Origin of the sequence: Nonomuraea sp. NPDC049637, assembly GCF_040675235.1 — a bacterium.
In the GTDB taxonomy this organism is placed as follows: Bacteria; Actinomycetota; Actinomycetes; order Streptosporangiales; family Streptosporangiaceae; genus Nonomuraea.
On sequence record NZ_JBFAOM010000011.1, the window covers coordinates 109697 to 131002 of the forward strand.

The 21306-nt window shown below is 72.9% G+C and carries 21 protein-coding genes; 13 read left to right on the forward strand and 8 right to left on the reverse strand.

The window, feature by feature from the left end; all coding sequences use genetic code 11:
- Positions 1–21 precede the first annotated feature (21 nt).
- Both AB0J71_RS17710 and AB0J71_RS17715 read left to right on the forward strand, forming a co-directional pair.
- Positions 22–558 (forward strand): GNAT family N-acetyltransferase, encoded by a 537-nt coding sequence (locus AB0J71_RS17710; protein ID WP_352319881.1) that lies wholly within the window; start codon positions 22–24, stop codon positions 556–558.
- Between the two features lie 168 nt (positions 559–726).
- Entirely contained in the window at positions 727–1407 is a 681-nt protein-coding gene (locus AB0J71_RS17715; protein WP_364414983.1) for a copper homeostasis protein CutC, read from the forward strand.
- 4 nt (positions 1408–1411) lie between these two features.
- Here the strand turns inward: AB0J71_RS17715 and AB0J71_RS17720 are convergent, their stop codons facing one another.
- The 5 genes from AB0J71_RS17720 to AB0J71_RS17740 form a co-directional block, all read right to left on the reverse strand.
- Positions 1412–2548, reverse strand: coding sequence for an aldolase (locus AB0J71_RS17720; protein ID WP_364414985.1), 1137 nt, complete (start codon positions 2546–2548; stop codon positions 1412–1414).
- A gap of 8 nt (positions 2549–2556) precedes the next feature.
- Positions 2557–3879, reverse strand: coding sequence for an FAD-dependent oxidoreductase (locus AB0J71_RS17725; RefSeq protein WP_352319875.1), 1323 nt, complete (start codon positions 3877–3879; stop codon positions 2557–2559).
- A gap of 173 nt (positions 3880–4052) precedes the next feature.
- Positions 4053–5570 (reverse strand): AMP-binding protein, encoded by a 1518-nt coding sequence (locus AB0J71_RS17730; RefSeq protein WP_364414987.1) that lies wholly within the window; start codon positions 5568–5570, stop codon positions 4053–4055.
- Positions 5571–5586: 16 nt separating this feature from the next.
- Complete coding sequence (locus AB0J71_RS17735; RefSeq protein ID WP_364414989.1) at positions 5587–6654, reverse strand: hypothetical protein; 1068 nt, start codon at positions 6652–6654, stop codon at positions 5587–5589.
- Positions 6651–7718 (reverse strand): LLM class flavin-dependent oxidoreductase, encoded by a 1068-nt coding sequence (locus AB0J71_RS17740; RefSeq protein ID WP_352319869.1) that lies wholly within the window; start codon positions 7716–7718, stop codon positions 6651–6653. The genes AB0J71_RS17735 and AB0J71_RS17740 overlap by 4 nt, the downstream gene beginning before the upstream one ends.
- Positions 7719–7819: 101 nt before the next feature.
- Here AB0J71_RS17740 and AB0J71_RS17745 point away from each other — a divergent pair, with 101 nt between their 5' ends.
- Complete coding sequence (locus tag AB0J71_RS17745; protein WP_364414991.1) at positions 7820–8305, forward strand: hypothetical protein; 486 nt, start codon at positions 7820–7822, stop codon at positions 8303–8305.
- Between the two features lie 6 nt (positions 8306–8311).
- Here AB0J71_RS17745 and AB0J71_RS17750 read toward each other — a convergent pair whose 3' ends face one another.
- On the reverse strand, positions 8312–9283 hold the full coding sequence (locus AB0J71_RS17750) for an acyl-CoA dehydrogenase family protein (RefSeq protein WP_364414993.1): 972 nt from the start codon (positions 9281–9283) through the stop codon (positions 8312–8314).
- A gap of 133 nt (positions 9284–9416) precedes the next feature.
- Between AB0J71_RS17750 and AB0J71_RS17755 the strand changes: the two genes are divergently transcribed.
- Both AB0J71_RS17755 and AB0J71_RS17760 read left to right on the forward strand, forming a co-directional pair.
- On the forward strand, positions 9417–10088 hold the full coding sequence (locus AB0J71_RS17755) for a hypothetical protein (RefSeq protein ID WP_364414995.1): 672 nt from the start codon (positions 9417–9419) through the stop codon (positions 10086–10088).
- A gap of 129 nt (positions 10089–10217) precedes the next feature.
- Positions 10218–11960 (forward strand): proline--tRNA ligase, encoded by a 1743-nt coding sequence (locus AB0J71_RS17760; protein ID WP_352319862.1) that lies wholly within the window; start codon positions 10218–10220, stop codon positions 11958–11960.
- Positions 11961–12119: 159 nt separating this feature from the next.
- Here the strand turns inward: AB0J71_RS17760 and AB0J71_RS17765 are convergent, their stop codons facing one another.
- Positions 12120–12608 (reverse strand): ferritin-like domain-containing protein, encoded by a 489-nt coding sequence (locus AB0J71_RS17765; RefSeq protein WP_364414997.1) that lies wholly within the window; start codon positions 12606–12608, stop codon positions 12120–12122.
- A gap of 26 nt (positions 12609–12634) precedes the next feature.
- Positions 12635–13168 (reverse strand): hypothetical protein, encoded by a 534-nt coding sequence (locus AB0J71_RS17770; RefSeq protein ID WP_364414999.1) that lies wholly within the window; start codon positions 13166–13168, stop codon positions 12635–12637.
- A gap of 308 nt (positions 13169–13476) precedes the next feature.
- Between AB0J71_RS17770 and rimP the strand changes: the two genes are divergently transcribed.
- From rimP to truB, 8 genes are all read left to right on the forward strand, one after another.
- Positions 13477–13971 carry a ribosome maturation factor RimP gene (gene rimP, locus AB0J71_RS17775; protein ID WP_352319856.1) on the forward strand — a complete coding sequence of 165 codons (495 nt, stop codon included), beginning with the start codon at positions 13477–13479 and terminating at the stop codon, positions 13969–13971.
- Between the two features lie 12 nt (positions 13972–13983).
- On the forward strand, positions 13984–14988 hold the full coding sequence (nusA, locus tag AB0J71_RS17780) for a transcription termination factor NusA (RefSeq protein ID WP_352319854.1): 1005 nt from the start codon (positions 13984–13986) through the stop codon (positions 14986–14988).
- Positions 14972–15271: a YlxR family protein gene (locus AB0J71_RS17785; RefSeq protein ID WP_352319852.1), complete on the forward strand. Its 300-nt coding sequence runs from the start codon at positions 14972–14974 to the stop codon at positions 15269–15271. Before nusA ends, AB0J71_RS17785 begins: the two co-directional genes overlap by 17 nt.
- A gap of 125 nt (positions 15272–15396) precedes the next feature.
- Complete coding sequence (infB, locus tag AB0J71_RS17790; RefSeq protein ID WP_352319850.1) at positions 15397–18507, forward strand: translation initiation factor IF-2; 3111 nt, start codon at positions 15397–15399, stop codon at positions 18505–18507.
- Between the two features lie 120 nt (positions 18508–18627).
- On the forward strand, positions 18628–18924 hold the full coding sequence (locus AB0J71_RS17795; protein ID WP_352320823.1) for a DUF503 domain-containing protein: 297 nt from the start codon (positions 18628–18630) through the stop codon (positions 18922–18924).
- A gap of 39 nt (positions 18925–18963) precedes the next feature.
- Positions 18964–19404, forward strand: a complete 441-nt coding sequence (gene rbfA, locus AB0J71_RS17800) for a 30S ribosome-binding factor RbfA (RefSeq protein WP_352320726.1) — start codon at positions 18964–18966, stop codon at positions 19402–19404.
- Positions 19401–20438 (forward strand): bifunctional oligoribonuclease/PAP phosphatase NrnA, encoded by a 1038-nt coding sequence (locus AB0J71_RS17805; protein WP_352365331.1) that lies wholly within the window; start codon positions 19401–19403, stop codon positions 20436–20438. Before rbfA ends, AB0J71_RS17805 begins: the two co-directional genes overlap by 4 nt.
- Complete coding sequence (gene truB, locus AB0J71_RS17810; protein ID WP_364415001.1) at positions 20420–21292, forward strand: tRNA pseudouridine(55) synthase TruB; 873 nt, start codon at positions 20420–20422, stop codon at positions 21290–21292. Before AB0J71_RS17805 ends, truB begins: the two co-directional genes overlap by 19 nt.
- The last annotated feature ends 14 nt before the right edge of the window (positions 21293–21306 follow it).

Sequence of the window (21306 nt, forward strand, 5' to 3'; positions counted from 1 at the left end):
GAGCCCTCGGACCTTCCCGGCGTGCTCCGGCTTCTCGCGGACACCGCCGAGTGGCTGCACACCCAGGGAGTGCGGCAGTGGCCGCGGCAGGGATTCGGCCCCGAGCGGATCGAGCCGCTCATCGAGGAGCGGGTCCTGTACCTGCTCGACGACGAACTGCGCTATCTCGACCCCGACGTCCAGGCCCCGCCCGTGGCGACCATCGCCCTCGACGGCAACGCCGACCCGGAGTTCTGGACCCCGGCCGACGACCCGGGGGCCGCGCTCTACGTCCACAAGCTGGCCGTGGCCAGGCCGTGGTCCGGCAGCGGGCTCGGCGACGCGCTCCTCGACTGGGCCTGCTCCGCGGCCCGTTCCGCCGGGCTGCCCTGGCTCCGGCTCGACTGCGCCAAGGCCAACCCGCGGCTGCAGGAGTACTACCGCATGCGCGGCTTCCGGCACGTCCGCACGGTGGACCTGCCGCACCGCTCGTCCGGGGCCCTGTTCCAGCGGCCGTCGCGCGACCTGACCACGACGGCCTTCCGTGACCTGACGGTCGCGGAGCTGATCAGCGCCTAGCGAACCCCTCTGGCCGGATCCGGTCCGGAAGGCGGCCGGGTCCGGCCGGTGGTCGCGCGCCGTCTCGCGCCAGGCGGCAGGTCACCTCGCCGGCATGTACCGCAGCGGCCCCGATGGGCACGTGCGTTTCCGGCGCAAGTGGACAGAGCGCCATATAACCTCTTTGCCATGACCGGATCCCTCCTTGAGGTGATCGCGCTCAATGTGCGCGACGCCGTGGCCGCCGAGCAGGGCGGCGCCGACCGCCTGGAGGTCGTCGCCGACATGGCGGCCGACGGGCTCACCCCTGCACCGGAGACGGTCGCCGCGATCGCCGCGGAGTGCCCCCTGCCCCAGATGGTGATGCTCCGCTGCGCGGCCAACTTCACCGCCGACCCCGAGGTCCTGGACCGGCTGCGCCGCGACGCCAAGGCGCTCGCGCAGGCCGGCGCGGCCGGGTTCGTGTTCGGCTTCCTGGACGGCGCCGGCGTGGTCGACCTGGCGGCCACCGAGGCGCTCATCCACGCCGTCTCGCCGCTCCCGTGGACCTTCCACCGCGCGGTCGACCACGCCGCCGACGTGCAGGCGTCCTGGCGGGCCGTGCGGCTGCTGCCCAACCTGGCCACCGTGCTCACCTCCGGCTCCCCCCAGGGCGTCGGCGCAGGGCTGTCCACGCTCAGGTCCAGGGCCGAGGCCGGCGACGGGTCGATCATCCTGGCCGGCGGCGGGCTCAAGCCCGCGCACGTGCCCGACCTGCTGGAGTACGGCATCCGCGCCTTCCACGTGGGCTCGGCCGTACGGGCGAGCTGGACGGACCCCGTCGAGTGGCGGCTGGTCCGGCAGTGGCGCTCCCTGGTCGAGCGCGACTGAGCCCTCAGGGATCCCCGGGCCGCCCGGCTCGGAGGGACAGGGCCGCGTCGGCGCGGCGGAGGGCGGCGGCCAGCGTCCTGACGGTGGCCGGCTCGTCCATGACGCCGCCCCCGGCCGCCCGCCGCTCCTCCCAGGCCCGTACGCGCTCCCGGTAGGAGTCGTAATGGGCCAGGTGGAAGGCGTAGACGGTGGCGAACCTGCTGACGAGCTGCGCCGGATGCATGTCCCAGCCCTGGTGGAAGCCATGGGCCAGGGAGTGGCCGACCAGCCGGGCGTGCCTGCCCCACAGGGCGTGGACGTCGTCCGCCCGGTCGGAGGCGGGCCCGGCGGCCAGCGAGCCGTCGGACAGCTCGACGCCCGTGCCCGCGAACGCCGTCTGCATCACGTGCCTGGCGTGGTCGCAGGCCGGATGGTCGAGCCGCTGCTCGTGCGGCGGCAGGCCGATGGCGGCGGTGTAGTCGAACACGCCGAAGTGCGCCGCGGCCAGCCGCCCGCCGAGCGTCCCGGGCAGCTCGGCCCGCAGGAAGGACAGCGTCTGGGGAGCCTCCACCTGCATCTCGAAGCGCAGTCCGGCCAGGCCGAGCCGCGCCTCCAGCCGTTCCAGCACGCCCGCGAACTGCCCGAGGTACTCCTCCATCAGCACCTTCGGGAACGTCACCGTGAACCCCGCCGGCAGCTCGCCCGCCCGCTCCAGCACCGCGGCCAGGAAGCCGCCGAGCGTGCGCACCGACCTCGCCGGGTCGCCGTCGGCGAACGACTTCACCCGCAGCCCCCACCGCCGCGGCAGGGTCCCGGCGGCGTGCAGGGCGGCCACGGCCCGCGCGGCCCGCTCGGCGTGCCCGTCCTCCTCCTCGGGCGGGCGCACGCCGTAGCCGTCCTCGAAGTCGATCCGCAGGTCCTCGACCGGCTCGCGGGCCAGCTTGCCGAGCACCCGGTCGCGCATGTCCGGTGCGAACGCCTCCAGATGGGCCTCGGCCAGCGACAGCGCCCGCCCGCCCCACTCGGCGACGGTCGAGGCGGAGAACCGGTCGGCCGGCACGTAGACGGTGTGGACCGGCTGCCAGCCCGGCTCGGCCATGGGGTACCGAGCCTGCTGCGCCGCGTGAACCTCGGCGAAGCCGGGCACGGGCTCGTCGTGCACGTACGGGCTCATTCCCGGTGGGCGCAGGCGCGGAGCATGGTGTCGACGCCGACCAGTTTGACGCGTTCGCCCCGGCCGAGCGACCTGGCCAGCTCGCCCTCGGCCCGTTCGATGGCCAGCCAGTCGTCGTAGGTGACCGGCCGCACGCCCCGCTCGGCCAGCAGCGACTCGACCGTCGGCCGCGACGCGGGCGCACCGCCCTCCGGCGACCCGCCCTCCAGGTCGGCCAGCAGCGTGCGGACCGTCTCGGCGGCGTCGGACTTGTTGGTGCCGATGACGCCGGTCGGCCCGCGTTTGAGCCAGCCCGCCACGTACTCGCGCGGACGCACCCGGCCCGCCTCGTTGGGCACGGTCATGGTCCGCTCGGAGAACGGCACGCCGGGCAGCGGGACGCTCTGGTAGCCGACCGAGCGCAGCACCATGCCGACGGGCAGCGTCTCGTACTCGCCGGTGCCGACCACGCGGCCCTCCTCCGACAGGCGGGTGCGTTCGAGCCGGAGCCCCTCGACCCGGTCGGCGCCCAGGATCTCCACCGGCCGCAGCCAGAAACGCACGTCGAGGCGGCGCGGCCGGCCCACGGGCTCGCGACCGGCCCACGACTGCAGGACCTTGATGTTGCCCTGGACCTGGCGCGGGAAGTCGGCGCCGAGCACGGCCGCCTCGTCGGGGCGCACGCATACGTCGGCGTTGGCCAGCTCGCCGAGCTCGCGCAGCTCCTTCAGGGTGAACTTGGCGTGCTCGGGCCCGCGCCTGCCGACCATGTGGATCGCCTTGACCTGGCTCTGGCTCAGCCGGTCGAGGACGTCGTGGGGCACGTCGGTGTGTCGCAGCTCCTCGGCGGTCTTGGCCAGCACGCGGACGACGTCGACGGCCACGTTGCCGACGCCGATCACCGCGACCTCGGAGCTGTCCAGGGTGAAACGGCCGGGATCGACGTCGGGGTGACCGCAGTACCAGTTGACGAAGTCGGTGGCCGCCACGCTGCCCGGCAGGTCCTCGCCGGGGATGCCGAGCCGCCGGTCGACCATCGCGCCCGTGCAGTAGACGACCGCGTCGTAGACGCCGAGCAGGTCCGCGACGGAGACGTGGTCGCCCAGCGTGACGCCGCCGAGGAAGCGCACCTGGGGCAGTTCGAGGACCCTGCGCAGGTAGTTCGCGATCGACTTGATCGAGGTGTGGTCGGGCGCCACGCCGTACCTGACCAGCCCGTACGGCGTGGGCAGCCGTTCCAGGACGTCGACCAGCACAGGCCCGGCCGACTGCTTGACCAGCGCCTCGGCCGTGTAGATCCCGGCCGGGCCCGACCCGATGACCGCCACGTGCAACGCCACGCTGCCTCCTCATGCCGGTGAAGGTGCGACGCGGAGGACGCGTCCCAAGAGGTGCAACCGGCCCGTGTGCTCGATGTATCCCCGGTCGCCCGCGGGTGAACCCGTCTCCCGTGAATACCCCTCCAACCGGATTCTCGCTCACGGGACCCCGCATGGCAGCCCCTGAAACGCCGCTATCCGGCGACGGCCCGCGCGCGCAGAGCGAGCTTGTCGACCTTGCCGTTGACGTTGACGGGCAGCGCGTCCACCACCTCGACGCGCTTGGGCACCTTGTAGTTGGACATGTTGGCCTTCGCCCAGGCCAGCAGCGCGCCGGCGGTGACGCGCGCGTCCGGGCGGGGCACCACGTACGCCACGCCGGCCTCGCCGGAGACCGGGTCGGGCACGCCGACCACGGCGGCCTGGGCCAGCGAGCCCTCGCGCAGCAGGAGCGCCTCGACCTCGGCGGGGGAGACGTTGAACCCGTTGACGATGTAGAGCTCCTTCTTCCTGTCCACGATGGCGAGGTTGCCCGCCTCGTCCAGCACGCCGACGTCGCCGGTGTGCAGCCAGCCGTCGGCGTCGATCACCTCGGCCGTCCTGGCGGGCTCGTCCCAGTAGCCGCGCATGACGCCGTAGCCGCGTTGCAGGATCTCGCCGCGCCGGCCGGGCGGGACCTCCTTGCCGTCGTCGTCCACGATCTTGACCTCGATGCCCGGGACGGCCCTGCCGGTGGTGTTCGCGATCACGTCGATGGGGTCGCCGGCCCGTGTCATGGACACGACCGTGCCCTCCATCAGCCCGTACGCGTTGATCATCCGTTCCAGGCCGACCCGCTCGGCCAGCCGGGTGATCAGCGTGGCAGGCACGGAGGCGGCCCCGCAGATGGCCACCCGCAGGGAGGAGACGTCCCAGTCGGCGCGGTCCAGCTCGTCCAGGATCCGGGCGAACAGGGTGGGCGGCCCGGCCAGGATCGTCACCTTCTCCGCGGAGATCAGCGACATCAGGGCGTCCGGCGAGAACACCGGGATCGGCAACATCGTGGCCCGCCGCAGCACGCACGCGACGAGCCCGGCGTTCAGCCCGAACCCGTGGTTGAACGGCGCGATCACCGGATAGCGGTCGTGCTCGTCCAGCGTGACGATCTCCGCCCAGTCCCAGTAGCCGCGCAGGACCTGGGCGTGGTCGAGCATCACGCCCTTCGGCGTGCCCGTGGTGCCGGACGTGGACACGATCTCGCACAGGTCGCCGGGCCCGACCGCCAGCGCCCGTTCCTCGACCGCCCGTCCGCTCACCCCGCCCGCCTCCAGGCTGCCGGCCGCGCGCACGGCGACCCGGGCGTCCATGGGCGGCAGCAGGCCGGCGAGCGGCGGATCGCCGACGATGACGACCTTCACCCCGGTCCGGCCGATCAGCCCGGCCGCCTCGATGCCCTTGTACCGCGACGACAACGGCACGAGGACGGCCCCCGCGTCCCAGACGCCGAACGCGTGCCGCACCCACGACGCCGAGTTCGGGCCCCAGATCGCCACCCGGTCGCCGGGTTCCACGCCGAGGGCGATCAGCCCGCGGGCCACCTCGGCGGCCCCCGTCCTGAGCTCCGACAGCGTGACGCGCGCGCCGCCCTCGACGACCGCGACGGTGTCCGGATGGCGTGCGGCCTGGTCGCGCAGCATGCGGGGGAGCGTCCCCCAGTCGGGCATCGATGCCATCGGCTACTCCGTCGCGCTAGCTGACGAGGGCCCTGTCCCGGCCGAGATGGTGGCCGCGCCGGTCGTCCACCGTGCCGGGCACGGGGGTCTCCTGGACGTCCTGGGCGATGCGCACGTCGATCGAGATCGGGGTCAGGGCGCGCACGGCCTGCTCGATCCGTGACCGCCACATCGGGTTCCTGACCAGGCTCTCCCGGCCGAACGAGACGGTCAGGGCGGCGGCGTCCAGGGTGCCCTGGCGTTCGACCGACAGCTCCCAGCCGGTCACGCCGTCGATCTTCGACAGCGCCTTCTCGACCCGCGGCAACGCCAGCCACACGCCCCTGACCAGCACGTGGTCGCCTACGGTGTGCGCGGGCGCGGGCAGCCCTGAGCCGCCGGCCCTGGCCACCAGGCCGGTCCTGAGCACGGCGTCGCCCAGCGTGGAGTGCCCGGACGGAGTGAGGACCAGCTCCGCCAGCGCGTCCTGCGGGCCGGCCAGGTCGTCCTTGGTCAGCGAGGCCAGGCCCAGCACGCCGTCCGCGAGCGGCGTGAGCGGCGCGTCCTCGGCGGCCCTGAACGCGAGCGCGGCCCCGCCGAACGGGCTGGCGAGCACTTCGGTGACCGCGCAGCCGAACTCGCCGGCCAGATGTCCCATCGTGCGCCTGGAGGCGATCTCGCCGGTCAGGACGATGTGGTCGAGCCCGAGGTCGAGCGGGTCGAGGAGGAACTCCAGGTGCAGGCGGGCCAGCAGGTCCATCGCCCCCGTCGGGGTGCTGACCAGCGTGGTCGCGCCGAGCGCGGTCAGCGCGTGGTGCAGGCGCAGGCGGCCGCGCGGCCCGACGGCGGCGGCGGCCCGCGCGACCTGCGCGGCGGCGGCGGCCCACAACGCGCCCGCGGGCTCGGCGAGCGCCACCACGACCCGGTCGCGCCCGCCGACCCCGGCCGCGCGCAGCGCCGCCGCGGTGAGCCCGGTCGCGACGGCGGCGTCCTCGGGGCCGAGCGGGAACACGCTGGACAGGTCGGGCGCCGCGAGCAGCAGCCCTTCGGCGGAGCGTGCGGCCGAGGCGAGGTCGTCGCGGGTCAGCCAGCGGGCGGCGGTCAACGGGCCACCTCGTTCATGAACAGCGTCATCGACTCGCAGACCCGCTCGTGGGCCAGCCCGCCGACCTGCGCCTGGATGATCAGGTCCGTGGCGCCGGCCTCGGCGATCCTGGCCAGGGCCTTGCGCGAGCCCTCGACGTCGTCCACCACGACCATGAGGTGCTCGCGCAGGGTGGCCATCGCCTCCTCCGGCGGCATCCCGGCGGCGAGCTGGCCCAGCACGCGGTGGGTGGCGTGCCGGGCGTCGTAGTAGTCGGGCGGGGTGACCAGGTTGACCTGACGGCGGATGTACCACAGGACGGCGTCGGCGGCGGTGGCGGTGGCCTCGTCCCGGGTGGGGGCGGCGAACCAGGGGATCATCAGCGCCACGCGCCGGGAGGCGGGGTCGAAACCGCTCTCGGCCAGGCACTCCCGGTATTTCGCGATGTCGGCGGCGACGTCGTCGATGCCCTTGAGCATCGTCATGCCCAGCAGGTTGTAGCCGTGCCGGGCGGCGGCCAGGTAGCCCTCCAGCGAGGTGGAGGCCACCCACACGGGCGGGTGCGGCTCCTGGACCGGACGCGGGTAGACGGCCACGTCGGGGATCTCGAAGAACTCGTTCGACCTGCTGATCGGCTCGCCGTCGGCGCGCCAGATGGCGAGGGTGGCCTCCAGCGAGTCCTCCCAGATCTGCCGCGACTTCTCGAACGGCCGCTGGAAGGCCTGGTACTCCAGGGGGGAGGCGCCGCGTCCGGTGCCGAACTCCACCCGGCCGCCGCTCAGCACGTCGAGGGTGGCGACCCGCTCGGCGGTGCGGATGGGCGACTGGAACGGCAGCAGCACCACGCCGAGCCCGAGGTGGATGCGCTCGGTGCGCTGCGAGATGGCCGCGAGGACCAGGTCGGGGGCGGAGGAGTGGGAGAAGCCCCTGGTGAAGTGGTGCTCGACGAACCAGGCCGTGTCGAACCCCAGCCGATCGCCGAGGACGACCTGCTCGATCACGTTCTGGAACGCCTGTCGTTCGACCCCGCGGGTGCGGCCGCGGACCTCCAGTTCGTACCCCAGGCTGATCCGTAGGGACGTCATCGCGCCTCCGGCGAAAGTAGTGAACCAAGCGCTCGCTTGGTAGAGCGTATCAGGGCCGAACACTTGCGGGAAGGGCGCGCCGCCGATCAGAGTGGTTGCTCGTGAGGCGAAAGCACGCGCTGCGGCGGTCGAAGGACGGCACGTTCCACGACCATGGCCACGACCATGGCGACGACGGTCCCTCGCTCCCCGACGCGCGCGGTTACGAGGCTTTCGGCCGGGTCATGGCCGCCCTCGCGACCGAGGCCGACGTCATCGAGTCGTGCCGCGACCTGACGTGGTGGCGCGGCGCCGACCGGAGCTGGCACATCGAGTGGCGCGACGGGCCGTACGCCTCGGAGGTGGCCGCGCTGCTCGCCGGCCAGGTCGGCGACGCGGGCGGCGCGCCGCTCACGGCCGCCGGCCCCGCGGGCGCGGGCTCGGCGGTGCTGGAGGTGCTGGGGGTGCGCTTCGAGCTGCGCGCGATCGACCCCATGGGCCGGGCGCGGGTGCGCGCGCGACCGGGGTTGTGGCGGCTGGCCGAGGCCCTCGACACCACCCGCCGCACCAACACCCGCCACCCGTGGGAGGAGCTGCTCGGCGGCTGAGCCGCCTCACGCCTCGCCGAAGACGTGCGCGGCCAGGCGGGCGCGGTGCGTCCGCGGCGGGCACAGGAGCTGGGCGTCGGACGTGGCCCGCTTGAGGTACCGGTGCGCCGGATGCTCCCAGGTCACCCCGATCCCGCCGTGCACCTGGATGTTCTCGCCCGCCGCCGTCAGGTAGGCCTCCGCGCAGTACGACCCGGCGACGGCGGCGAAGACCTCCGTCTCCGGTCCCGACGCCGCCTCCGCCGCGGCCCGTGCCGCCGAGCGGGCCGACTCCACGAGCAGCAGCACGTCGGCCAGCTTGTGCTTGATCGCCTGGAACGAGCCGATCGGCCGGCCGAACTGCCGCCGCGAGCGCGCGTACTCGGTGGCCATCTCCAGGCAGCGCGCCGCGCCGCCGGTCTGCTCGGCCGCCAGGGCCGCGATCCCGAGGTCGCGTACGCGGGCCCAGGACGTCCCCGGGCCCAGCCGTCGTATGGGTGCGCGGTCGAAGGCCAGGGAGGTCAGGAGGCGGGTCTCGTCCATGGTCGGGTACGCCGTCCGTCGCGTCGGCGCGGCCTCCACGAGGTGCTCGCCGGTGTAGACCAGCACGATCTCGCCGTCCAGCGCGTACGGCACCGTGCCCGAGAGCCGGTCGTCGGCCAGCGCCAGCTCCCCGTCGCCCGGCAGCACGACGGTCGCGGTCGCCGCCCCCGAGGCCAGCTCCGGCAGCAGCCGGGCCCGCGCCTCCTCGTCCCCGTCGGCCATCAGCGCCCCGACGGCCAGCACGGCCGACTGCAGGAACGGGTGGGGTGACAGCGCCCGGCCCAGCTCCTCGGCCACGGCCGCCGCCTCGGCCGGGCCGCAGCCCGCGCCGCCGTACCGGTCGGGCACGAGCAGCCCCGCCGCGCCCACGTCCCGCGCGAACGCCTGCCAGGTCGCGTCCGGCCGGTCGGCGAGGTAGGCGCGGACGACGGCGCCGAGCTCATCGGAGAGGGTCATCCGAGCATCGTAAACCAAGCGATTGCTTGCCTTAGATACGGATGACCGAAATTTGCCTTTTGTGGATGGATACATAATCTGGATGCGGTCATCCCTAGACATTTCCGGGGGTGGGATTGACCAGGGAATGAAGATGAACCACACCGCCATCGAGTACGCCGACTTCGCCGAATGCGACCGGCGTCTGCGCCGCATGGAACGCCATGTGCTGGCGGCCTTCCTGGCAGGACTGGCCGTCGGCCTCGTCGGCATGTTCACCGCCGGCAAGGGCCCGGAATGGTTCGGCCAGCTCTACGACCCGTACGCCTACCTGACTCTCGCGCTGGTCGTGGGCGCCACCGCGTCGGGGTTCGGCTGGGCGCTGCTGACCACGTTCCTGGCGGCCGTGTCCACCGTGGTCGCGGCCATGGGCGCGGGCGCGCTGCGCGGTGTGGACGGCTTCGACGTCATCGGCGGCGGCGTCGCCGGGCTGAACTGGACGGTCGGCCTGCTCGTCGGCCTCGGCCTGCTCGCCTACGTCACCCGCAGGCGGGACCGCTGGGGCGACCTGGCCGCGGGCGCGATCGGCGCCCTGCTGATCGCCGACGTCGTCGACCGGGCGACCCCCGGCTTCATCGACAGCGAGCAGTCGTTCTGGCCCGGGCCCGCCACGGTGGTCGCGCTGCTGGCCGTGGCCCTGGTCGTGGTGATGCGCAGGAACCGGCGGGCCCGCGTGCGCGCCCTGGCTGTCTCGGCCGTCGTCGCCGGCCTGTTCACCCTGTGCCTGGGCGTCTTCGTGGGCGGCTGGCTGCCCCTGTCGGCCTGAGCCGGCGTACCGGCCGCGAACCCGGCGATCCGGCCGATCAGGACCCGCGCCCGATTAACGCCGCGCGGCGCGGCTCCCCGAGTCGATAGCCTGTAATCCTTCAGATCCAGGCCCGAGCAAGGAGTAGCCGTGTTGCTGCGCATGTCGTCGTTGTTTCTTCGCACCCTGCGGGACGACCCGGCAGACGCGGAAGTGCCGAGCCACAAGCTCCTCGTCCGCGCCGGCTACGTCCGTCGCGTGGCCCCCGGCATCTACTCGTGGCTGCCCCTCGGCAAGCTGGTGCTGGAGAACGTCACCAGGATCGTCCGCGAGGAGATGAACCGGATGGGCGGCCAGGAGGTGCTCTTCCCCGCCCTGCTGCCCCGCGAGTACTACGAGGCCACCGGCCGCTGGACCGAATACGGCGACACCCTGTTCCGGCTCCAGGACCGCAAGGGCGCCGACTACCTCCTCGGCCCCACGCACGAGGAGCTCTTCACCGACATGGTCAAGGGCGAATACTCCTCGTACAAGGACTACCCGGTCACGCTCTACCAGATCCAGACCAAATACCGCGACGAAGCCAGGCCCAGGGCCGGCATCCTGCGCGGCCGCGAGTTCCTCATGAAGGACTCCTACTCCTTCGACCTCGACGACGACGGCCTCAAGCGCTCCTACGAGCAGCACCGCGAGACCTACATCCGCACGTTCGACCGGCTCGGCATCCAGTACAAGATCGTGTTCGCCACCTCGGGCGCGATGGGCGGCTCGGCCTCCGAGGAGTTCCTGGCGCCGACCCCCACCGGCGAGGACACGTTCGTCGCCTGCCACTCCTGCGGCTACGCGGCCAACGCCGAGGCCGTCACCACCACCGCGCCGCCCGCCCGCGACCTCGACGGCGCCGCGCCGATGCGGGTCCTCGACACGCCCGACACCCCGACCATCGAGTCCCTGGTGTCCTACGTCAACGAGCGCCACGGCCTGTCCGTCACCGCCGCCGACACGCTGAAGAACGTCGTCGTCAAGGTCACCACCCCCGGCTCCGACAAGGTCGAGACGCTGATCGTCGGCGTGCCCGGCGACCGCGAGGTCGACTTCAAGCGCCTGGAGGCCGCGCTCGCGCCCGGCGAGCCCGCCATCTTCGAGGCCGCCGACTTCGCCGCCCACCCCGGCCTCGTCCGCGGCTACATCGGCCCGCAGATCCTGCGCGAGCTCGGCATCCGCTACCTCGTCGACCCCCGCGTCGTCACCGGCAGCTCCTGGGTCACCGGCGCCAACGAGCCCGGCAAGCACGCCGTCGACGTGGTCGCCGGGCGCGACTTCGTCCCCGACGGCACGATCGAGGCCGCCGAGGTGCGCGCCGGCGACCCCTGCCCCCGCTGCGGCTCCCCGCTGTCCATCGACCGCGGCATCGAGATCGGCCACATCTTCCAGCTCGGCCGCAAGTACGCCGACGCCGCCGGCCTCGACGCCCTCGGCCCCGACGGCAAGCCCGTCCGCATCACCATGGGCTCCTACGGCATCGGCGTCTCGCGGGCCGTGGCCGTCATCGCCGAGCAGGCCCACGACCAGCTCGGCCTGGTGTGGCCGCGCGAGGTCGCGCCCGCCGACGTGCACATCGTCGGCACCGGCAAGGAGAACCAGGTCGAGGCGGCCCTCGAGCTGGCCGGCGAGCTGGAGGCGCAGGGGCTGCGGGTGCTCGTCGACGACCGCGCCCAGGTCTCGCCGGGCGTCAAGTTCAAGGACGCCGAGCTGCTGGGCGTGCCCACGATCGTGGTGATCGGGCGCGGGCTGTCGCAGGGCGTCATCGAGCTGCGCGACCGGGTGACCGGCGTCAAGGAGGAGATCCCCCTCGCCGAGGCCGCCCCCCGCATCCTGGCCGCCTGCCGCTGACCCACCCCCGCGGGCCGATCCGCGGTCCCGGCTCCCGTGCGGGGGTCGGGCCGCTGTCCCGGCTGTCGTGATGAGACCGGGCCGCTGTCCCGGCTCCTGTGGCGGGGCCGGGCCGCTGTCCCGGCTTCCGCTTCGGGCGCCGGCCCGTTCGTGGTGTCGTCAGCCGCCGGAGCGGGACGGGGCCGGCGTGGGAGGCGGCGTGGGGGGCGGAGTGCTGCCCGGCATGCCGGGGAAGGCCGCGGGCGGCGCCGGCTGGAAGGCGTAGGCGCGGGTCGCCGACTCCTGCATGGCCAGGGCGGCGTACTTGCGCAGCGCGGGGTCGCCGGCGGCGGCCAGCTCCAGATAGGCGGCCGTGACGCCGTTCTCCACCTGCACGGCCAGCCGGGCGGCCTGCGCGGCGCCCGTGGGCACGTACGGCAGCGCGTAGGAGGGCTCCGACTCGCTCGGCCGGCCCCCGCGGCCGACGATCAGGTTGCGCAGCTGGTCGCGGCGGGCCCGGTGGGCCTCGTACGCGGCGCCGGTCAGGTCCCGCAGGGAGCCGGTCGTGCGCGCCCCCAGGAGCCCGTAGGCGAACACGGCGGCGTGCTCGGCGGCCAGAGCCTTGCGCAGCTTCCCGACGTCGTCCCCGTCCGTCAGGGCGCTGTTCATCCCGATCCCCATCATCCCGATCCCGTTCACGACGACTTGGGCAGCGACACGGCGTGGACCGCCTCGCACGCCCCGATGCTGGCGAGGAGCTGGGCCACGCCGGGCGACAGGCCGGCGAGCTGACGGGGCCGCTGCGCCGCGGCCCGGCGCTCGACGTCCCGCAGCCGTGACAGCGTGGGCCTGGGGGACTGCGACGGCGTGGCGCCGGGCGACGCGCCCGGCGATGCGGGCGAGGAGACGGCGGGCGAGGAGACGGCGGGCGAGGAGACGGCGGGCGAGGAGACGGGCGGCGGGCCCGCGGGCAGGTACTTGCGCAGCTCGGCCAGGTGCGCCTGGTGCCGGGCGCGGAAGGGCTCCAAGGAGTCGGCGCCGCCCGCGATCAGCGCCGAGTAAAGGGCGACCGTGCGCTCCTTGTCGGCGACCACCTGCCGCAGCAGGACGGTCTCGGGCGAGTCGGGCGCCGGGGCCGCGGGCCCGGCGGGGCCCGAGGCGCTGCAGGCCGTCAGGGCGGCCGCTCCGCCCGCCAGCACGGCTCGCCTGGAGAGGTGACGCGGGCGCACGGGCTTGGACCTCCGGTGACTACGGACCCGGTGACGAGGGACCCCAGTGACCGGGGCGCCGACGGCGACGGCTCCAGGTGACTGCGGACGCAGATAGCATCGTACGGGCTGGTGCCCGGGAACGCCGTCAGGTGACGCCCCGCCGCTCGCCCCGCCACTCGACCCGCCACTCGACCACGACGAGTGGCGCTCTCCCCGTGCCTCCGTACAGATAGGGTGTCAACTGTCGTCGCTGGCTGCGCAGCCAGACGGCGGAGAGCCAGTGGCGAGGTCCGCCCGGCTGAGACATGACAATAGGGGAGGTCGATATGGGCAGCGCATCACCCCGCGACCACCTGATGAAGCTCCTGGAGCCTGTGGTCGGCGCGGAGGGCCTCGATCTGGAGGACGTCACGGTCACCCAGGCGGGCAAGAGGCGGTTGCTGCGCGTGATCGTCGATCGCGACGGCGGCGTGAGCCTCGACGACATCGCCGACGTGAGCCAGGCCGTCTCCACGGCGCTCGACGAGGACGACGTGATGGGGCAGGCCGCCTACACCCTTGAGGTCTCCTCTCCGGGCGTCGACCGCCCGCTCACCGAGCCGCGCCACTGGCGCCGTGCCGCCAAGCGGCTGGTGAAGGCCGAGATGAGAGACGGCACCGTGGTGGAGGGCCGTGTTCTGGCGGCGGACGAGAGCGGCGTCGACCTCGACGTCGCCGGCTCCGCCCGCCGGCTTGATTACCAGGACCTGACCCGAGGCCGGGTGCAGGTGGAGTTCCGCCGGATCGACGACACCGACGACGTCGACGGCGACGAAGGCTAAGGGGGAAGCCTCGTGGACATCGACATGAGCGTCCTGCGCAGCCTGGAGCGGGAGAAGGACATCTCCTTCGACCTGGTCGTCAAGGCGATCGAGGACGCGCTGCTGATCGCCTACTTCCGCACCGAGGGGGCGGCGCCCAAGGCGCGCGCCGAGCTCGACCGCGGCAGCGGCCACGTCACGATCTGGGCGGCCGAGCTCGACGACGAGGGCGACGTCGTCAGGGAGTTCGACGACACTCCGGGCAACTTCAGCCGGATCGCCGCGACCACCGCCAAGCAGGTCATCCTGCAGCAGCTCCGCGACGCCGAGGACGAGATCAACTTCGGCGAGTTCGCCAGCCGCGAGGGCGAGCTGGTCTCGGGCGTGATCCAGCAGGGCAAGGACCCGCGCGTGGTGCTGGTCGACCTCGGCAAGATCGAGGCCGTGCTGCCGCACGCCGAGCAGGTCCCGGGCGAGGACTACGTGCACGGCGAGCGCATCCGCGCCTACGTGGTGCAGGTGAAGAAGGGCCACAAGGGGCCGTCGGTGACGTTGTCGCGCACCCACCCCGGCCTGGTCAAGAAGCTCTTCGCGCTGGAGGTGCCCGAGATCGCCGACGGCACCGTGGAGATCGCCGCGGTGGCCCGCGAGGCCGGCCACCGCACGAAGATCGCGGTCCGCTCGCGCAAGCCGGGCGTCAACGCCAAGGGCGCCTGCATCGGCCCGATGGGCTCGCGCGTCCGCAACGTGATGACCGAGTTGCACGGCGAGAAGATCGACATCATCGACTGGTCCGAGGATCCGGGCGAGTTCGTCGGGAATGCGCTGTCACCGGCCCGTGTTTCCCATGTCGAGGTTCTCGATCTCGAAGGACGGGTCGCACGGGTGACGGTCCCCGACTACCAGCTTTCGCTGGCCATCGGCAAGGAAGGGCAGAACGCCCGGCTTGCCGCAAGGCTCACCGGATGGCGTATTGACATCCGGCCTGACACACAAGCCGAGGATGCCGCCGGTTCCGTAGATGCGTCAACACGGTAAGCTGGAATATGGTGGCCACGCGGCCCCACAGCGCACCTGTGTGGGCTGCAGGGTTCGCACGGCAAAGTCCGAGCTGCTCCGCCTGGTGCGGATCGAGGACCATCTGGTCCCTGATCTGCGAGGACGGCTTTCTGGCCGCGGTGCATCGCTGCATCCGTCCTTGAGCTGTCTGGAGCTCGCCGAGCGTCGCCGAGCGTTCCCGCGCGCGTTCCGCGTGCCGGGACCGCTTGACAGCTCGCGTGTGCGGGCACACCTGGAGGAGGAATCACGAAATGTCATGTAGGACGCCGAGTTGATGGGCGGAGTCAGATTGCTATGAGCGCCTGATGAGCACGCGGCGATGAAGACGTCAAGTTAACGACGGTCCGGACGGCACAGCCAGCCTCCCGGGCCGAGTAAGGGAGTGCAGTGGCGAAGGTCCGGGTATACGAGCTCGCTAAGGAGTTCGGCGTAGAGAGCAAGGTCGTCATGGCCAAGCTCCAAGAGATGGGGGAGTTCGTCCGATCGGCGTCCTCGACCATCGAGGCGCCGGTGGTCCGCAGGCTCACCGAAGCTCTGGGCGCATCGAAGGGTGGGCCCTCCAGGGGCGGCGGTTCGTCGTCCAACAGGCCGCAGCCGCCCAAGGCTGCGCCCCGTCCGGCAGAACACCAGGCCGGCAACGGCGCCGCGGAGGCGCCGACCCCTATTACTCCGCGTCCAGGCCCGGCCCCGAGGCCCGGCCCGCGTCCCGGCCCCGCGGGCGGCGCGCAGCCGCGTCCGCCGGTGCCGATGCCCCACCAGCCGCAGCAGCAGCCCGAGGCGGCGCGCGGCGAGACCTCCGGGGCTCCGCAGGCCCGCTTCGAGAGCGCGGCCGGTTCCGGCGCGCCCGCCCGTCCGACTCCGGGGCCGCGTCCGGGTCCCGCCGCCCGTCCGGGTCCCAAGCCCGGTCCGGCGCCGCGTCCCGGGCAGCCTTCCGGTGGTGGCGGCGGCCAGCAGCAGGCTCCGCGTCCGGGTGCGCCCGCAGGCGGCGGCCCGCGTCCTGGTCCCGGTCCCAAGCCGGGTCCGCGTGGCCCGCGTCCGGGTAACAACCCGTTCTCGTCCAACGCCAGTGGCATGGGCCAGTCCCGTCCGCCGCGTCCCGGCGGCAACCGCGACGGCGGTGGCCCCGGTCAGCGCGAGCGTCGTGAGGGTCCGCCGCGTGACGGCGCGATGCCGCGTCCGCCGCGTCCCGGTGGCGGCGGCGAGGCCGGTCCGCGTCCCGCGGGTCCGCGTCCCGGTCCGCCCGGTGCGGCCGGTCCGCGTCCGGGTCCCGGCGCCGGTGGTCCGCGTCCCGGTGGGCCGCGTCCCAACCCGATGATGATGCCGCAGGGTCGTCCTGCCGGTCCGGGCGGTGGCCCGCGTCCCGGTGGCGGCGGCGGTGGCGGTCGTCCCGGCGGCGGTGGCGGCGGTGGCCGTCCCGGCGGTGGCGGCGGTCGTCCTGGTGGCGGCGGCGGCTTCGCCGGTCGTCCCGGTGGCGGCGGCGCCGGTCCCCGTACCGGCACCGGTGGTCCCGGTGGCGGCGGCGGTGGCTTCGGCGGTCGCCCGGGTGGCGGCGGCCGTGGTCGCGGCGGTGGCACGGCGGGCGCGTTCGGGCGTCCCGGCGGCCGTCCCGCGCGTGGTCGTAAGAGCAAGCGTCAGAGGCGCCAGGAGTTCGACAACATGTCGGCGCCGGCGATCGGCGGTGTGCAGGTCGCTCGCGGCAACGGCGCGACGATCCGCCTGCCGCGCGGCGCGTCGCTGTCCGACTTCGCCGACCGCATCGGCGCGAACCCCGCCTCGCTCGTGCAGATCATGCTGCACCTCGGCGAGATGGTGACCGCGACCCAGTCGGTCAACGAGGAGACGTTGCAGCTCCTCGGCGCGGAGCTCGACTACAACATCCAGGTCGTCAGCCCGGAGGAGGAGGACCGCGAGCTTCTCGAGGCCTTCGACATCGAGTTCGGCGAGGACGAGGGCGACGAGGCCGACCTGGCCGCGCGTCCGCCGGTCGTGACCGTCATGGGTCACGTCGACCACGGTAAGACCAAGCTGCTCGACGCCATCCGCAAGACCAACGTGGTGGCGCGCGAGGCGGGTGGCATCACCCAGCACATCGGTGCCTACCAAGTCGCCACGACGCACGAGGGCGAAGACCGCAAGGTCACCTTCATCGACACCCCGGGTCACGAGGCGTTCACCGCCATGCGTGCCCGAGGCGCCAAGTCCACCGACATCGCGGTGCTGGTGGTCGCGGCCGACGACGGTGTGAAGCCGCAGACGATCGAGGCGCTCAACCACGCCCAGGCGGCCGACGTGCCGGTCGTGGTCGCGGTGAACAAGGTCGACAAGGAGGGTGCCGACCCCAACAAGGTCCGCGCCCAGCTCACCGAGTACGGCCTGGTCGCCGAGGAGTACGGCGGCTCGACCCTGTTCGTCGACATCTCGGCGAAGAACGGCACGGGCATCGACAACCTCCTCGAGGCGATCCTGCTCACCGCCGACGCCGAGCTCGACCTGCGGGCCAACCCGACGATGGACGCCCAGGGCATCGCGATCGAGGCGCACCTCGACAAGGGCCGCGGCCCCGTCGCGACCGTCCTGGTCCAGCGCGGCACGCTGCGCGTGGGCGACTCGATCGTGTGTGGCGAGGCCTTCGGCCGCGTCCGCGCGATGCTCGACGACAACGGCGACCCGGTCGAGGAGGCCACGCCGTCCCGTCCGGTCCTGGTCATGGGTCTGACGGCCGTGCCGAGCGCCGGTGACAACTTCATCGTCGTCACCGACGACCGGATGGCCCGCCAGATCGCCCAGCAGCGCGCGGCGCGCAAGCGCAGCGCCGACATGGCGAAGTCGAGCCGTCGCCGCACCCTCGAAGAGCTGTTCAGCGACCTTGAGAAGGGTCGCGTCGACGAGCTCAAGCTCATCATCAAGGGTGACGTGTCCGGTTCGGTGGAAGCCCTGGAAGACGCCCTGCTCAAGATCGACGTCGGCGACGAGGTCAGGCTCCGTGTCCTGCACCGCGCGGTCGGCGCCATCACCGAGTACGACGTCAACCTGGCCGTCGCCGACGACAACGCGGTCATCATCGGCTTCAACGTGCGCCCCGAGCCTCGGGCGCGCGACCTGGCCGAGCGCGAGGGCGTCGACATCCGCTACTACTCGGTCATCTACCAGGCGATCGAGGAGATCGAGGCGGCGCTCAAGGGCATGCTCAAGCCCGAGTTCGAAGAGGTCCAGATGGGCACCGCCGAAGTCCGCGAGGTCTTCAAGGTGCCGAAGATCGGCAACGTCGCCGGTTCGCTGGTCCGCTCCGGCACGATCGTCCGCAACAGCAAGGCCAGGGTGATCCGCGATGGCGTCGTCATCGCCGACAACCTGACCGTCTCGTCCCTGCGTCGCTTCAAGGATGACGCCACCGAGGTCCGCGAGGGCTTCGAGTGCGGCATCGGTGTCGGTTACAACGACATCCGGATCGACGACACGATCGAGACGTTCGAGATGCGGGAGAAGCCGCGGGCCTGACCCGCGGCCGGGCGCCCGGCGGAACCTCCGCCGGGCGCCTCTCGCACGCCCGGGCCCCCTTCCCACCGCAGCGGGCCGGTCGTGCTTCCACCCCACCAGGCCAAGCGGTGGTTTCACACGATGTATGTGGGTGCTCTGACCCTGGACATCCTGCTCGGCGACGTGCGTTCGCTGAAGCAGAAGCGCTCTGTCGTCCGGCCTCTGATCGCCGAGCTGCAGCGACGTTACCCGTCCATCGCGGTGGCCGAGACCGGTCATCTTGACCTGCATCGCAGGTGCGAGGTGGGCGTCGCGGTGATCTCCGCCTCCGCGGGTAACTGCAAAGAGGTGATGGACGCCTGCGAGCGGATGGTGGCCTTCCGCCCTGAGATCGAGTTGCTGTCAGCCAGACAGCGCCTCTACAACGACGAAGATTGAACGACAGCACGGCCAGGTCGTGCGTGAGGGGGAGCGAACATGGTGGATGCCGCACGAGCGCGCAAGCTCGCCGACCGCATCCAGCAGATCGTCGCCGAGATGCTGGAGCGCCGGATCAAGGACCCGCGCCTGGGCTTCGTCACCGTGACCGACACGCGGATCACGGCCGACCTGCGTGAGGCGACGGTGTTCTACACGGTGTTCGGCTCCGACGCGGAGCGGTCCGACAGCGCGGCCGCCCTGGAGAGCGCCAAGGGCATCATCCGCGCCGAGGTGGGCCGCCAGACCGGCGTGCGCTTCACCCCGACGCTGACGTTCCGGCACGACCCGCTGCCCGACAGCGCCCGCCAGCTCGACGACCTGATCAACGCCGCCAGGGCGCGGGACGCCGAGGTGGCGCGCCGGGCCGAGGGCGCGGCCTACGCCGGCGAGGCCGACCCCTACAAGAAGCCCGATGAGGGTGAGGACGACCAGGCGTGACGTCGCACGTGCGCGCCCGAGCCGAGCAGCCCTCCCAGGAGGCCACGGACATCCCCGAGGCCGCCTGGGAGCGCGCGGTCCAGCTCATCGGCCAGGTCGACGAGGTCGCCCTGGCCTGTCATGTGTCGCCCGACGGCGACGCGCTCGGCTCGATGCTGGCCGTCGGTTACGTGCTGCGCTCGATCGGCAAGCGGGTCGTGGCCTCCTTCGGTGACCAGTACTTCGCGGTCCCGCGGATCCTGCGGTTCCTGCCGGGGCAGGAGATGTTGTGCCCGCCGGCCGACTATCCCGAGGCCCCGGCGCTGATGATCACCTTCGACTCCTCCACGTTCGAGCGGCTGGGCCTGCTCAGCCCCAACGCGGCCAGGGCGGAGGAGGTCATCGTGATCGACCATCACCCGTCCAACGCCGGGTTCGGCACGCACAGCCTCATCGACCCGCGGGCGGCGGCCACGGCCATGCTGGCCGAGCAGCTCATCTACCGGCTCGGCGGCAGCCTCGACCGGGACATCGCCACCTGCCTGTACACCGGCCTGGTGACCGACACGGGCTCCTTCCGGTACGCCTCCACCACGCCGGCCGTGCACCGGATGGCGTCCCGGCTGGTGGCCACGGGCCTGCACACCGACGAGATCGCCCGCGAGCTGTGGGACCGCTCGCCGTTCGGCTACCTCAAGGTGCTGGCCAGGGCGCTCGACCGGGTGCAGCTGGAGGGCTCGATGGTCTGGACGTACGTGCCGCGGGTCGACCGGGCCGCGTACGGGCTGCCGTACTCGGAGATCGAGGGCATGATCGACATCGTCCGCCGTACCGACGAGGCCGAGGTCGCGGTCGTGCTCAAGGAGGACGACCACGGCGACTGGCAGGTGTCGACCAGGTCCAAGGGCGGGGTCGACGTGGCGGCCGTGTGCGCCGCGCTGGGCGGCGGCGGACATCACAACGCGGCCGGGTTCACCTCCTACGACAGCGTGGAGGAGACCATGGCCAAGTTCAGACGAGAGCTGGGGAAGGCTGGATGGCCGAGAGCGGTCTGATCATCGTCGACAAGCCGGGCGAGTGGACCTCGCACGACGTGGTGGCCAAGATGCGGCGCATCGCGGGCACCCGCCGCGTCGGGCACGCCGGCACGCTCGACCCGATGGCCACGGGCGTGCTGGTGATCGGGGTGGAGAAGGCGACCCGGCTGCTCGGGCACCTGGCGCTGACCGAGAAGGTCTACGAGGCCACGATCCGGCTGGGCGTGTCCACCAACACCGACGACGCCGAGGGCGAGACCGTGGCCACGGCGTCGGCGGCGCAGGTGGGCGCGGCCGAGGTGCACAAGGGCGTCGAGGCGCTCACCGGCGCCATCATGCAGGTGCCGCCGCAGGTCAGCGCCATCAAGGTCAACGGGCAGCGGGCGTACAAGATGGCCCGCGCCGGCGAGGAGGTCGCGCTCGCGGCCCGGCCCGTGACCGTGTACGGCTTCGACGTGCTCGACATCAGGGCTGCCGGCGACGTCGTGGACGTCGACGCGGTCGTCACCTGCTCCAGCGGCACCTACATCCGGGCTTTGGCCCGCGACCTCGGGGCCGCGCTCGGCGTCGGCGGCCACCTGACGAGCCTGCGCCGGACCCGGGTCGGCCCCTATGACCTGTCGCTGGCCCGCAGCATCGACCAGCTCGCCGAGGAGTGCGTGGTGCTGCCCATCGGCGAGGCGGTGTCGGCGGCCTTCCCGCGCCGGGACGTGACCGCCGAGGAGGCGCGCGTGATCGGCCACGGCGGCCGGCTGCCCGCGGCCGGGCTCGGGGACGGGCCGATCGGCGTGTTCGGGCCGGCGGGCGAGCTGCTGGCGCTGGTGGAGGAGCAGGGCCGGATCGCCAGGCCCCTGGCCGTGTTCGCGGGCTGAGCCGCGACGCCGTC